Annotated in this window: 14 protein-coding genes and 1 pseudogene; 11 read left to right on the forward strand and 4 right to left on the reverse strand. The window is 53.4% G+C overall.

Going from position 1 to position 13,647, the window contains the following annotated elements; translation table 11 throughout:
- Positions 1 to 106: 106 nt before the first annotated feature.
- The 5 genes from E0L21_RS21410 to E0L21_RS21430 all read left to right on the forward strand — a co-directional run bounded on the left by E0L21_RS21410 (position 107) and on the right by E0L21_RS21430 (position 4,956).
- Positions 107 to 1,726, forward strand: coding sequence for an alpha-glucoside-specific PTS transporter subunit IIBC (locus E0L21_RS21410; protein ID WP_131413056.1), 1,620 nt, complete (start codon positions 107 to 109; stop codon positions 1,724 to 1,726).
- A complete protein-coding gene (locus E0L21_RS21415) occupies positions 1,723 to 3,045 on the forward strand; it encodes a 6-phospho-alpha-glucosidase (protein ID WP_131413058.1) in 1,323 nt (440 codons plus the stop codon). The genes E0L21_RS21410 and E0L21_RS21415 overlap by 4 nt, the downstream gene beginning before the upstream one ends.
- A 103-nt stretch (positions 3,046 to 3,148) precedes the next feature.
- Entirely contained in the window at positions 3,149 to 3,496 is a 348-nt protein-coding gene (locus tag E0L21_RS21420) for a YidH family protein (protein ID WP_131413060.1), read from the forward strand.
- Positions 3,486 to 3,836, forward strand: a complete 351-nt coding sequence (locus E0L21_RS21425; protein ID WP_131413062.1) for a DUF202 domain-containing protein — start codon at positions 3,486 to 3,488, stop codon at positions 3,834 to 3,836. The genes E0L21_RS21420 and E0L21_RS21425 overlap by 11 nt, the downstream gene beginning before the upstream one ends.
- A gap of 10 nt (positions 3,837 to 3,846) precedes the next feature.
- Positions 3,847 to 4,956, forward strand: a complete 1,110-nt coding sequence (locus E0L21_RS21430; protein ID WP_131413064.1) for an anaerobic sulfatase maturase — start codon at positions 3,847 to 3,849, stop codon at positions 4,954 to 4,956.
- Between the two features lies 1 nt (position 4,957).
- Here the strand turns inward: E0L21_RS21430 and dsdA are convergent, their stop codons facing one another.
- On the reverse strand, positions 4,958 to 6,274 hold the full coding sequence (dsdA, locus tag E0L21_RS21435) for a D-serine ammonia-lyase (protein ID WP_131413066.1): 1,317 nt from the start codon (positions 6,272 to 6,274) through the stop codon (positions 4,958 to 4,960).
- 161 nt (positions 6,275 to 6,435) lie between these two features.
- Here dsdA and E0L21_RS21440 point away from each other — a divergent pair, with 161 nt between their 5' ends.
- Positions 6,436 to 7,524, forward strand: coding sequence for a cellulase family glycosylhydrolase (locus tag E0L21_RS21440; RefSeq protein ID WP_170312078.1), 1,089 nt, complete (start codon positions 6,436 to 6,438; stop codon positions 7,522 to 7,524).
- Here the strand turns inward: E0L21_RS21440 and emrD are convergent.
- Positions 7,427 to 8,611, reverse strand: a complete 1,185-nt coding sequence (gene emrD, locus E0L21_RS21445) for a multidrug efflux MFS transporter EmrD (protein WP_131413068.1) — start codon at positions 8,609 to 8,611, stop codon at positions 7,427 to 7,429. The two genes, E0L21_RS21440 and emrD, sit on opposite strands and share 98 nt — an antisense overlap.
- Before the next feature lie 177 nt (positions 8,612 to 8,788).
- Complete coding sequence (locus tag E0L21_RS21450) at positions 8,789 to 9,622, reverse strand: DMT family transporter (protein WP_131413084.1); 834 nt, start codon at positions 9,620 to 9,622, stop codon at positions 8,789 to 8,791.
- A 212-nt stretch (positions 9,623 to 9,834) separates the two neighbouring features.
- Here E0L21_RS21450 and E0L21_RS21455 point away from each other — a divergent pair, with 212 nt between their 5' ends.
- From E0L21_RS21455 to E0L21_RS21475, 5 genes are read left to right on the forward strand one after another with little or no spacing between them, the layout of a single operon-like run.
- A complete protein-coding gene (locus tag E0L21_RS21455) occupies positions 9,835 to 10,023 on the forward strand; it encodes an ATP-dependent helicase HrpA (protein ID WP_200551124.1) in 189 nt (62 codons plus the stop codon).
- A gap of 42 nt (positions 10,024 to 10,065) precedes the next feature.
- Positions 10,066 to 10,620 carry an EscI/YscI/HrpB family type III secretion system inner rod protein gene (locus E0L21_RS21460; protein WP_131413072.1) on the forward strand — a complete coding sequence of 185 codons (555 nt, stop codon included), beginning with the start codon at positions 10,066 to 10,068 and terminating at the stop codon, positions 10,618 to 10,620.
- A 15-nt stretch (positions 10,621 to 10,635) separates the two neighbouring features.
- Positions 10,636 to 11,340 carry a type III secretion system inner membrane ring lipoprotein SctJ gene (gene sctJ / locus E0L21_RS21465; RefSeq protein ID WP_131413074.1) on the forward strand — a complete coding sequence of 235 codons (705 nt, stop codon included), beginning with the start codon at positions 10,636 to 10,638 and terminating at the stop codon, positions 11,338 to 11,340.
- 25 nt (positions 11,341 to 11,365) lie between these two features.
- Entirely contained in the window at positions 11,366 to 11,947 is a 582-nt protein-coding gene (locus tag E0L21_RS21470; protein ID WP_131413076.1) for a hypothetical protein, read from the forward strand.
- Positions 11,931 to 12,578, forward strand: coding sequence for an HrpE/YscL family type III secretion apparatus protein (locus E0L21_RS21475; RefSeq protein WP_131413078.1), 648 nt, complete (start codon positions 11,931 to 11,933; stop codon positions 12,576 to 12,578). The genes E0L21_RS21470 and E0L21_RS21475 overlap by 17 nt, the downstream gene beginning before the upstream one ends.
- A 42-nt stretch (positions 12,579 to 12,620) precedes the next feature.
- Here the strand turns inward: E0L21_RS21475 and E0L21_RS21480 are convergent.
- A pseudogene (locus E0L21_RS21480) lies at positions 12,621 to 13,647 on the reverse strand (hypothetical protein); the annotation flags it as partial.

Genomic DNA, 13,647 nt, shown 5'->3' on the forward strand with positions numbered 1-13,647 from the left:
CAGCGGCGTGTCCTGCCGGCAGGAAGATGAATTCTTATGCTCACTTCAGGCCACTAAAACATAACAAGGCTTCTCCCCCTACAGGTTGTTTCATGAGGATTTAAAAATGCTCAGTCAAATACAACGTTTCGGCGGCGCAATGTTTACCCCGGTGCTGCTTTTTCCCTTCGCTGGCATGGTGGTGGGCATCGCCATTATGCTGCGCAACCCGCTTTTCGTTGGTGAAGCATTAACCGCGCCCGATAACCTCTTTGCGCAAATTGTGCACATTATCGAAGAGGGCGGCTGGACCGTGTTTCGTAATATGCCGCTGCTGTTTGCCGTTGGCTTACCGATTGGCCTGGCAAAGCAAGCGCAGGGGCGCGCCTGCCTCGCGGTGCTGATCAGCTTTTTAACCTGGAACTACTTTATCAACGCGATGGGAATGACCTGGGGTCACTTCTTTGGCGTGGATTTCTCCGCTGAACCGACCGCAGGCAGCGGTTTAACGCTAATTGCCGGGATTAAAACGCTCGATACCAGCATTATTGGCGCGATCGTGATTTCCGGCATAGTGACCGCCATTCATAACCGTTTTTTCGAGAAGCCATTACCGGTCTTTCTGGGGATTTTCCAGGGCACGTCGTTTGTGGTGATTATCGCCTTTCTGGTGATGATCCCCTGCGCGTGGTTAACCCTGCTCGGCTGGCCGAAAGTGCAGTTGGGCATTGAATCCTTACAGGCTTTTTTACGCTCTGCCGGTGCGCTGGGCGTGTGGGTTTATATCTTCCTGGAACGCATTCTGATCCCGACCGGTTTGCACCATTTTGTCTATGGCCCGTTTATCTTCGGCCCGGCAGCAGTGGAAGGTGGCATCCAGGTTTACTGGGCGCAGCACTTACAAGAATTCAGCCAGAGCACTGAGCCGCTGAAAACCTTGTTCCCGGAAGGCGGGTTTGCGCTGCACGGGAATTCCAAAGTGTTCGGCTCTGTCGGTATCGCGCTGGCATTGTGGTACACCGCCGCGCCGGAAAACCGCGTCAAAGTTGCTGGTCTGCTGATCCCCGCCACGCTCACTGCCGTACTGGTGGGGATCACCGAACCGCTGGAATTTACTTTCCTGTTTATCTCGCCGCTGCTGTTCGCCGTTCACGCGGTACTCGCCGCGTCCATGGCAACGGTGATGTACAGCTTCGGCGTGGTCGGCAATATGGGCGGCGGCCTGCTCGACCAGTTCCTGCCGCAAAACTGGATCCCGATGTTCCATAACCATGCGGCGATGGTGTTCACCCAAATCTCCATTGGCCTGTGCTTTACCGCGCTCTACTTCGTGGTTTTCCGCACATTGATTGTGCGCTTTAACCTGAAAACCCCGGGCCGGGAAGAGAGCGAAATCAAACTCTACAGCAAAGCCGACTACAAAGCCGCGCGCGGGCAAACCACGGCGGCAGCCGCAAATACCCAGGTCGGTCAGGCAGCCGGTTTCCTGCAGGCGCTGGGTGGCAGCACGAATATTGAAAGCGTGAATAACTGTGCCACCCGGCTGCGTATCGCACTGGTCGATATGGCGAAAACGCAAAGTGATGACGTCTTTAAAGCACTGGGCGCGCACGGTGTGGTCCGTCGCGGCAACGGCATCCAGGTGATTGTCGGCCTGCATGTTCCGCAAGTACGCGACCAGCTTGAATCTCTGATGAAAATCCCCTTAACCCCCGAACCATCTACCATGACAGAGGCTGTATCATGAAAAAATTCTCCGTTGTTATCGCCGGTGGCGGCAGCACATTTACCCCAGGTATCGTTTTGATGTTACTGGCTAATCGCGAGCGTTTTCCGCTGCGGGCGCTGAAGTTCTATGACAATGACGGCGCGCGCCAGGAAACCATCGCCGAGGCCTGCAAAATCATCCTTCGGGAACAGGCACCGGATATCGAATTTAGTTACACCACCGATCCGAAAACGGCTTTCACCGATGTCGACTTTGTGATGGCGCACATTCGCGTGGGTAAATATCCGATGCGCGAGCAGGATGAGAAAATCCCGTTGCGCCATGGCGTTGTTGGCCAGGAAACCTGTGGCCCTGGCGGCATTGCTTACGGTATGCGCTCCATTGGCGGCGTGCTGGAGCTGGTGGATTACATGGAACAATATTCGCCGAATGCCTGGATGCTGAACTACTCCAACCCGGCTGCGATCGTGGCGGAAGCCACCCGCCGCCTGCGTCCGCAGGCCAAAATCCTCAATATCTGCGATATGCCCATCGGGATAGAAGGGCGCATGGCGCAGATCGTGGGTCTGCAAGATCGCAAACAGATGCGAGTGCGCTATTACGGACTGAACCACTTCGGCTGGTGGACATCGATTGAAGATTTGAACGGCAATGATTTGATGCCGAAATTACGCGAATATGTGGCGAAAAATGGTTATGTGCCACCGGCAAAAGATGAGCATACCGAAGCGAGCTGGAACGATACCTTTGCCAAAGCGAAAGATGTGCAGGCGCTTGACCCGGATACGATGCCGAATACCTATCTGAAGTATTACTTCTTCCCGGATTATGTGGTGGCGCACTCCAATCCTGAGCGTACACGCGCCAATGAAGTGATGGATCACCGTGAAAAACAGGTGTTTGGTTCCTGTCGCGCCATTATCGAAGCGGGTAAATCGTCGGCCGGCGAGCTGGAAATCGACGAACATGCGTCGTATATCGTCGATCTGGCAACCGCCATTGCGTTCAACACCCAGGAGCGGATGCTGCTGATTGTGCCGAACAACGGTGCAATTCATAACTTTGATGCCGATGCGATGGTAGAAATCCCCTGCCTGGTAGGTAAAAACGGCCCGCAACCGTTAACAGTTGGCGATATCCCGCATTTCCAGAAAGGGCTGATGAGTCAGCAGGTCGCCGTGGAAAAACTGGTGGTGGATGCGTGGGAACAGCGCTCTTACCAGAAGTTATGGCAGGCGATCACACTCTCAAAAACTGTCCCCAGTGCTACTGTCGCCAAAGCCATTTTGGATGACTTAGTCGACGCGAATAAAGCGTTCTGGCCTGAGTTGCATTAATCCCCGCGACCGGCATCGCCAGGATGCCGGTCCTTCTGAAACGTGTCGAAAAAACTCACCGTATCCGCTACTTTGTTGACCAGTACACCAACAAGGAGCACTGATGAAAATTTCACGCGTTGGCGAAGCGCCGGACTACCGTTTCTCGCTGGCGAACGAACGTACTTTTCTGGCGTGGATCCGCACGGCGCTCGGTTTTCTGGCTGCCGGAGTCGGTCTGGATCAGTTAGCACCGGAATTTGCCACACCGTTGATTCGCGAAGTGTTGGCGCTGCTGCTGTGTCTCTTCTCCGGCGGGTTGGCGTTGTATGGTTATTTGCGCTGGTTAGGCAATGAAAAAGCGATGCGCCTGAAAGAGGATTTGCCCTACACCCGTGCGCTGCTGGTGATAAGCGTTATTCTGCTGGCGGTTGCGCTGGTGGTGATGGTGCTGGTTTTCTATGGTGGATAACCGCAAAGCGCGCCGCGAAAAAGATCCCGGTTTGCAGCCGGAACGCACGTCGCTGGCGTGGCTACGCACGTTGCTCGGCTACGGTGCGCTCATGGCGCTGGCGGTTAAGCATAACTGGCAGCATTCGGGGATTCCGTTTTGGATAACGCTAGGGGTGCTGCTGTGCGTGGCGCTCTTGCTTTGGCGTTACACACATAAACGAATCTTAATGGATGTGAACAAAAGTGATTTCGTCTTATCCGGCGCGGTTCGTGACAAATTATTGATCTCCCTCGCGGTGCTCTCCCTCGCATTACTGTTTGCTGTAACGCATATCCGTCAATTACTCTTGATTTTCTGAGGAACACCGCATGCCAGGCTGCCACGTTACGGCCAAGCCCGCCAGTTCTCGCTGCAATCTTAACTGCCGCTACTGTTTTTACATTGAAAAGCAGCAACAAGAGGTCATGGATGATGCCACGTTGCAGGCGTTTATTTGCCAGCAGATCGATGCCCAACCGGGCAATGTTGTGCCGTTTGTTTGGCAAGGTGGCGAACCCACATTGAGCGGGCTGGATTTTTTTCATCGGGTCGCCGCGCTACAGACGCAGTTTGCCAACGGCAAACGAACGGAAAATACCTTTCAAACTAACGGGATCTTGCTAAACGATGCCTGGTGCCGCTTTTTTCGTGAGCACGGCTGGGTGGTCGGTATCTCTATTGATGGCCCGGCGCAGATGCATGACGCCTGGCGCGTCAGCCGCAGCGGCAAGCCGTCACACCATAAAGTGGTCAACGCGATTCAATTGCTGGCAAAACACGGCGTGGAATACAACGTGCTCTGCGTCGTCAACAATCTCAACAGCCAGCAACCGCTGCGTTTGTACCAGTACCTGCGCACGCTCGGTACGCCGTTTTTGCAGTTTATTCCGCTGGTGGAACAGGATGGGCAGGGGAATTTAACGGCGGAATCGGTGAGCGGCGAGGCGTGGGGCCGTTTTCTGACCACGGTTTTTGATTGCTGGGTGCGCGAGGATATCGGCCAGGTTTATGTTCAGCTATTTGATTCAACGCTGGGTGTATGGAGCGGCTACCCGTCGCAAATATGTACCTTCGGCCATGCGTTTGCGCTGGAGGCGAACGGAGATATATATCCATGTGATCACTACGCTTACCCGGATTACCGGCTTGGCAACCTGCACCACATTCCGATCAAAGAGATGAATCTCAGCCACGAAGCTATCGCTTTTGGGCAGAGCAAAAAAAATACCCTGCCCGATGCCTGCCGCCGCTGCGATGTGCTGCGCTTTTGCCAGGGTGATTGCCCGAAGCACCGCTTTATGCAGGGAAAAAGTGCGTTATGTCACGGCTACCTTCACTTTTTCAGCCATACCGCGCCGCATATGCGCGTCATGCGTGACCTGATTAAACAGCGGCGTTCGCCGATGGAGTTGATGTCTTTTTTGCGCAACCACCGCTGAATTAGCGCGCTTTCGCCAGGTACTGCGCCATCTCTTCTGCCGGAACCATACCACCGCCTGTCGCCCACACCAGATGGGTGGCTTGCGCCAGTTGCGCCTGGCTAAAGCCGTGAAGCTGATGGTAGTGGCTCTCTTCACTGATCTGCTTCGGACCCGGCATGCCCGCCAGCGCCGACGGTTCCAGCAGAATGTTCTCTTCCTGCGCCAGTAATGCCAGCAGGTTATAAAGCGTTTGGTCATCAACGGTGTAAAAACCGTCCAGCAGGCGTTCCATCGCGCGTCCAACAAAACCCGACGCGCGCCCGACGGCCAGACCATCGGCAGCGGTCTGGTTATCGATACCTAAATCCTGCACCGCAATGCCATCATGCAGGCCGGTGTATACGCCAAGCAGCATGCACGGCGAATGCGTCGGTTCGGCAAAAATACAGTGGACATCATCGCCAAAGGCCAGCTTCAGGCCGAACGCAACACCGCCAGGGCCGCCGCCAACGCCGCAGGGGAGATAGACAAACAGCGGATGGTTTTTATCGACCACTTTACCGATGTGGGCAAACTGATCTTTGAGCCGTTGCCCGGCGACCGCATAGCCGAGGAACAGCGTGCGGGAGTTTTCATCATCAATAAAAAAGCAGTTCGCGTCCGCTTGCGCCGCGCAGCGGCCTTGCTCAACGGCAACACCGTAATCTTCGGCATACTCCACCACGTCCACTCCATGGCTGCGTAGCAGCGCTTTTTTCCAGGCGCGCGCATCGGCAGACATATGTACCGTCACGCGAAAACCGAGGCGCGCGCTGATAATGCCTATCGACAGCCCCAGGTTACCGGTCGAACCGACGGCGATACTGTACTGGCTAAAAAAGCGGGTGAATTCAGGCGAGAGTAAGCGGCTGTAATCGTCTTGCGGCGTCAGCAGCCCGGCGGCGAAGGCCAGTTTTTCCGCGTGGGTCAGCACTTCATAAATGCCGCCGCGCGCTTTGATAGAACCAGAAATGGGCAAATGGCTGTCTTTTTTCAGCCACAGCTCACCGGTAATGCTTTGTCCCAGACGGCGCTGCATCGCCGGGATCGGCAGCACGTCGGACTCAATGATGCCGCCGCTGGCAGCGGTTTCTGGAAACGCCTTCGCAATAAAGGGCGCAAAGCGAGTCAGGCGGGCGTGCGCATCGCTAACATCTTGCTGTGTCAGACCAATATGCGGCAAAGCCTCGGCAACCGAGGTAGTATTAGGGTTAAACCAGCGCGTTTCTTGCAGGTCAATAAGTCTTTGTACCAGCGGGTCGTGCTGGATGCGTTTCTGGAGGTCGGCGTTTTTCATCGGTTCTTCATCATCGAAAGCGAATGGTTAAAGAAAACAGGAATACGCCGTCGGTGCAAGTGTGCAGACGTGGTGAGAATTTATTACGTTTTGCCGCTACACGTTGTGGCGTAAAGCATGCTAAATACATGTATTCGCCCCCAATTTTCACAAGGTTAACTGTGTTAAAGCCACTGATTGCTGTTGCTATGCTGCTGGCGGGAACCTCTGCGTTTGCCGCTGATACCCCGCTGACAGCGGCGCATTACGCGCAGCAGCTGGGGGTGGGAATGGATGTCGATTGGGCGCGTACCGACCGGGGAATTCGTGAATTTGACCCGCTGGTGGTGCGTGATTTCTACGAGGCGGGCATCCGCCATGTGCGTATTCGCGTTGCCGATAATATGACCGAAGCGCGCCTGATCCATCTGCGAAAACTGGTGGAAGCCTGTGAAGCGTATGGCGTAATTCCGATTATTGCTTACCAGGCCGATAGCTTTAAAGCCGATCCCGACGCAAAAAATGAAGCGCAACTGGTGGTGTGGTGGAAAACCGTCGGCAGCTTTTTTGGCACCGATCACCCGACGCTCGGTTTTGATGTGATTTATGAACCGGCCGATAAACTTAATCACGACCTTTCTGCGCTGAATCGCGCCTATGAAAACGTTGTCAGAACGCTCCATGATATTGATCCGCAGCGCATGATTTTTATCGCGCCGCGAATGCGCGCTGCTCCTGAAGATCTGCCCTCGCTGAGGCTGCCACCGCATAGTCAGAACTTCCTGCTCGCCGAATGGCACATCTTTCCCTGGGGACCGCTAAAAGCGAACGGGAAATATCCGTGGACATCCGGTACGGCGGCGGAGAAAGCCGCCATTCGCGCGCGTATCAACACCGCTGTACGCTGGCAGCAGAAAACGGGCCATACCAGTTGGGTTGGCGGTTGGGCAGTCGGCGAGTCAATGAAAAGCGCGCCAACCGAGTCGCAACTGGCGTTTGCCCGTTTTATGGCCTGCGAACTGAATAAGGTGAAAATCCCTTATGCGATTAACACTGATGCGCAATTTTATGATGGTGAAGAGGGCGCATGGCGACCCGCGCCGGAACCGTTACTGAAGGTAATGATCGCGCCAGATTGCTGCAAGCCCGACGCGAAGCCGGGCCATCATGAAGTTAAACCGCCGGTTCGTGGCGAGCAAAACGCGACGCCAGCGGCAGCCAGCACAGCAGGATCAAAAGCCCGGCCAACGTCATCAGCATCCCAAGACTAAACTGGCTGTTCTGCGGCAGTTGTGACGAAAGCCATGCCAGCCCGCCGGAGCCGATATTCTGCAAACCACCGACCAGCGCCCCCGCTGTTCCCGCGAGAAACGGGAAAGGCTCCATTGCGCCGCTGGTTGCCAGCGGGAATAACATTCCGGCACCGAAGAAGAACAGCGCGGCGGGAACTACCAGCGTCCAGATGTTCATCACACCCAGAAAACCGGGGATCCACATCAGAATACCGGCCGCCAGGCAGCTAATTACCGATTGCCACATCAGCGTGGTTAAACGCTTATTCTGCCGCCCGGCAAACCATGCGCCGAAAAACGCCGCGGGAATCGGCAGGATAAACAGCACGCTCACCGTCACGCTGTTCAGGCCGAGAACGCCACCCATCAGCACGCCGGAACAGGCTTCAAACACCGCAATCCCTGCCAGGCCGCCAATCAGCATCAGCAGATAGCAGTTAAACGCGCCGCTACCGAACAGCGTTTTATAGCTGGCGATAAGCCGGATGCGTGGCGCGTCCGTAGGGCGGGTTTCCGGCATCCAGCGCGCCATGCTGTAGGTGACAAACGCACACAGTACCAGCAGGAAAATAAAACAGGCGCGCCAGTTCACCAGGGTGTTCAGCACGCCGCCAATCAGCGGAGCCAGTAACGGGCTAACCAGAATCCCCATGTTCAGCAAGCTGTTAGCGTGGCGCAGATCCGTACCCGCGTAAAGATCACGCGGCAGGGTTCGCGCCATCACGCCACCGACGCCCGTACCAATGCCCTGCAAGGCGCTGGCCAGAATTAACACCGTCAGGCTGTGCGTGGAGGATGCAATCAGCGTCGCCATCATAAAAATAGTCATCCCGGCCAGGATAACCGGTCTGCGCCCAATTCTGTCCGCCAGTGGGCCATAAAACAGCTGCGAGACGCCATACGTCAGCAGATAAGCCGCCATCACGCTCTGCACCGCGCCTTCACGCACGTTTAAATCGTGCGCCATACCGGCAATCGCCGGAATATAAATGGTTTGCGCCATTTGTCCGACGGCAACCAGCAGCACCAGCATCAACAGCAAATTGACGTTTCTTTGCCTTTTCATTTCGATGATTACTTTAAGAAAATTGGATATTAAAGAATATATGGCTGCAATAGAGCCTTAATGCGGGAGGAATCTATCACAGACAGATGACAGAACCACTATGCGGCACAGCAATGGTCATGCTGCGCCAGGCAGGTTTTATAAACGATTTTCGGCAACTTTTATTGCCAGTGTGCATTATGCAAGACGCAGTAAAATTGCTCCGGCGGCAATACCGCAGGCAGCAACGATACGCAACCCGGCGACCTTCTCCTTCAGCAACAAACAGGCCAGCAGCGCACCGAAGAGAATCGAGGTTTCACGCAGTGCCGCCACCACCGCCAGCGGCGCTTGTGTCATTGCCCACAACGCCAGCCCATAAGATCCCATCGTGCCGATACCGCCGGGTAATCCCTTTTTCCAGTTCGCTACCAGATAGCGTGTCACTTCTTGCCGACGCGCCAACATGGCCCACAGCAGCAGACAGAAGCCATTCATGAAGAATGTCCACAATGTGTAGCCGAGCGCCGAACCCGCGAGGCGCACACCGGTGCCATCCACCAGCGTATAACCGGCGATAAAGCAGGAGTTGAGTAACGCCAGCCAAATGCCTTTACGCGACTGGCTGCGGCCATTGAACGCCATGCCGAGAATCGACAAACAGATCACCGCAATCCCGCCCCATGCCATGTTAGAGAGCGAATCACCAAGCCACAGCACGCTGATTATCGCTACCAGTAGCGGCGCAGTGCCGCGCATGAGCGGGTAGGTCTGGCTCATATCCGCTACCTGATAGGTTTTGGCGACCAGCACTGTGTAGATCACCTGCAAGGCACAACTGGCAATGAGATAAGGCGCGCTGGCAAGAGTTGGCTGGGGCGAAAAAGGCAGTAAAACCAGCGCGATTAACGTGGCGGAACCACTGACGGCAATGGCCGAGTAGAGCTTGTCGCTGCCCGCTTTCACAATCGTGTTCCAGCTGGCATGCAGCAGCGCGGCGAATAGCAGGATGCAAAACACAGAAATGGTCATAGCGGCATAAGTGGGTGGAATGTCACCAAAATGTAACATGGCGAGCGCTATGGAACCAGATAACACCCGTGCCCGCAAACGGCACGACATGCGTTTAAAAACGCATTGCGAAAAATGAACGGTTTTATAAAAAAGCGCCACCAATAAATCGTAGCAACCCCAAGTCACTACTCACCAACAAAGGAGAAAACGTTATGGCCGGAGGAGCTTCAATGGGAGCGTCTTTAGCTTCCATGGGACAACTGGATATGGTTTCCGCCGCAACAACGATGATGAACGCCCAAGCGCAGTCAGCCAAAATGATCACCGATACCATTAACGGCATCACCAGTTCGTTCATCGATTCGTCAACAAAAGCGCAAAACTCAATGCAACAGGCGGGTAAAGCCATTCAATATTAGATGGCTTCAATAAAATAGCACTGTGCGATAAAGGAGTATTCTATGTGTTTTATTACCAGAGCAGCTTTAAATATGGTAAGCAACCCACAGGTTGTTTTTCAGCAAAACAACAACAGCACCAATAACGTGTTAACGCGCTGCGGTTCCACCCCTAAACCGCCTGAGAATAATAATACCTGCTGTAAACCAGACGATGGCAAAAACTGTAATAAACCCAATAACGACTGGAATAATTGTCATAAACCAAATAATAACTGGGATGGTGGCAACCGCCCTGATAATAATTGGAATGGTTGCAATCGACCAGGCAATAATGGGAATAACTGCTCCGGTTCAAATAACCACCATCGGCCGGGCAATGACCGAAATGATTGCAATACCGATACTAAATCTATCCTACGCCAGTTATCTGATATGTTAGAAAAGCTCTCCAGGCAGGCGGGACGGGATTTAAAATCTGCCTCCGGTAGCAATGATCCGTATGACGTGCTGAAAGCCAATCGTTCGATGTCAAACTATTATTTAAATAATCAGTTTGTCTCGAAAATGATCAGTAAAATGACCAACAGCGTGGAGAGAATGACAAACCTACAATAACAATAAAAACCCATTATGTTAATAAGAGCAATTAATGCCATTGCCCTGTTATTCCTGGTGGTTTTTCTCTCCGGATGCCAGGGTGAACTGGCGTTATATCAGGGGCTTGCTGAGCCAGCGGCTAACGCCATCGTTGCAGAACTCAAGGACAAAGGTATTGAAGCCGCGAAGCATTCGGATAAAACGGGTTATTCCGTTTCGATAGCCATGTCCGATTTTCCTGAAGCTGTGAAAATATTACATTCCGCAGGATTGCCCTCCCAGAGCTATGTTAGCCTGGGAGATGTTTTTCGTAAGGAAGGTATGATTTCTTCACCGCTTGAAGAGCGCGTTCGTTATATTTATGCCTTGTCGCAGGAACTGGAGTTTACGTTATCGCAAATAGATGGCGTCATTATGGCAAGGGTGCATATTGTCCTGCCGGAACGTATCTCTGCGGGCGAGCCAATCCAACCCGCCTCAGCGGCGGTATTTATAAAATATAATCGAGATATTCATGTGGAAAAATTGCAGCCTGTTATTAGGCGTATGGCGCTCAGCAGTATTCCGGGAATGGTTGATGCCGATGATAAAAAACTGTCTATTTCCTTTATCCCCACGGCGGAATATAAAACGCAAGGTGGTGCGCCGGAAGATAAAAAGCCAAACACAATGATATTGTATTTTCTGGGTTGCCTCTGCTTACTTGCATCGTTTTATTTCTTTATACAGAAAAAATAAAACCCATTTCATTAAAGGGATTTTCATGCTGCGATGGATTCACTGGTGGCGCGATGGCTGGCGTCATAAACGTCATCACAGTTGGCCGTTGCCGGAAGAGTTGCACATTATCCACGCGGTTATCACTCATGCTGAAGCACACCAAAGGTACTGGATTGATAGCCTTTTTGGCGTCAAACCTACGGCAATTCCTGAACCAACAGAGGCGTTTATTAACGTCATTGAGCTCTTACAACACCAGCGTGTTTTATTATTTGAAGTTCTTTTTTGCGTCTGTGTGGATCACCCACAATCGGCTTATCGTTTTATGCCTTCAGGTGCTTTGCAATGGTGTCGTCGGTTGGCTATGGGGTTAAAACCTGGGCTGTGGACACCGCCTCTCTCTTCCGATCCGGAAATTACCGGAATCATCTTGCTTCGTGGCTGGGTGGGTGAGCCGGTCTGGTCGCGAATGCGTTTTTCTCTGCCGAAAGAAAAAGTGGAAGAAGTCGAGCGCCAGCCAGTAATCAATCTTGCCGCGCATAAGGTTGCCACGCTATGGATGGCGGTCATCGCCTATATGCAGAACCATCTCCCAAGGGAAAACGGCCATGTTAACGGTGCATAAAATTAATCTGCTCGCCGGGACTTCTCTTGTGCAACAACCGGTGCTGCGTAGAGAAGAGGTAGCGAACTTTTTTGTCGCGCAACAGGCGTGCGACATAGCCAATCTGCGCGCCAGGGAGACGATAAAACATGCGCAATTAGCGGCAGAGCGGATTCGCCATCAGGCGTATGAAGAGGTGTCGAAGACACTATGGAAACAGGCACACGTATTGCTGGATGACTGGCAAAAAGAGCGGGAAGAGATGCGTAAGCAGACTGTCGAGTGTGCAAAACAGTTGCTTACTCAGGCGCTGCGCCTTGCGTTTGCCAGAGAGCCGGCGAAAGCACGCATACAAGCACTTCTCAAACAGTTGCAAAAACACCCTGAAGCTAATCGCGCGGCAATGTTAATCGTTAATCCGCGGCAATATGACCAGGCCGAACAATGTTTAAAAGCGCAAGGCGATCTGCTCTGGACGCTGGTGAGTGATCCTCTGCAGGCCAAAGACGAATTGTGCCTGAAAAGCGCGCACGGGAAATATACGATCGGTTGGCAGACATTAACCGAACGTTTTCTTTCTGCCATAGAGGAGCGCGCTTTGACCGCCACGGGAGCAGATGAAAGCGAAGGGGACAAACCGGTTAATCGCTGAGCCATTACGACAGCGGTAATGGCTCAGTATATTTTGCAGGCGTTAATAGATTTTGGTTATTTTATTCGGCGTAACCTGGTCATTGGCCAGATGAACTTCATCGAACGACCAGGCGTAATCGCCAAATCTTTCCAGCTGATTGACGCTGCGCAGACCAGCGACATATCCGGGCTGCATGGTGTTTGCCAGTTCCATATATTGTTCATTGTGTTCAATATTTTCCCGAAGTGAGACGCCGGGTATGCCTTGCGCGTCAATTTCATACAAATGAAAACCATTGATCAGCTCGCCCCGGCCAAAACGTTCTGCTCCCTCCCGTGTTCGCGCAACGAATACCACCGGGCCGGACATCATCTTTTCTACACCGGCAAAGTAATTTCCGTCCCTGAAGCCCACGTTCTGTGGATCGCCACGCCGGTCGACCCGATCTGCCTGCTCAACGCGGTACAATTTATTAAAATCCCTTCTCTCAATGTAGCCACGATCGTTCAGATAGCTTCCTGATGGCAGCTGAATGTTATCTGCCCAGGGGTTGAAATTGATCGCATCGTCGGCGTAAGGCGTGTGCCCGGCTCCGGATGTCGCGACGGAAGATGGAGTGCTACTCCTTGAACTATTTCCTGAGCGCATTTCGGCAATTGATGACTCACTTTCCGCACCAGGTGTTGACGGCCGGGAAAGGGGAGAACTTCTGCCCTCTGAGCCAAACAGGGATGCGCCAGGTGTTCGCGGGAGAGCCGTTGCGGAATAGCCTTCTGATATTGCAGGTGAGAAGGGGGTAACAGGTGTTGGCGCACGGCTGCTCGCCGGTGTGAATTGCGGCGTACCGGGCGTTGGTGGAAGGCTGTTTTCCGGCGATCGGCTATCCGGCAAGCGGCGGGGCATACTCAGATCAAGAGGGTGCTCCGTTTCTGCTGTGTCGCGCGCTGTCGACGGGCCTGGTTGTGAATCAACGTCCATCGGCGTTGGACGGGATGTTGATGCTGGCCGGGAGACACTGAGGTTGAGTGGCCGCTCGGGAAGGTCTGCGCGTGGATTGCCATACATTTTGCCTGCTGGCGAGTTGACA

Source organism: Kosakonia quasisacchari (assembly GCF_004331415.1).
GTDB lineage: Bacteria > Pseudomonadota > Gammaproteobacteria > Enterobacterales > Enterobacteriaceae > Kosakonia > Kosakonia quasisacchari.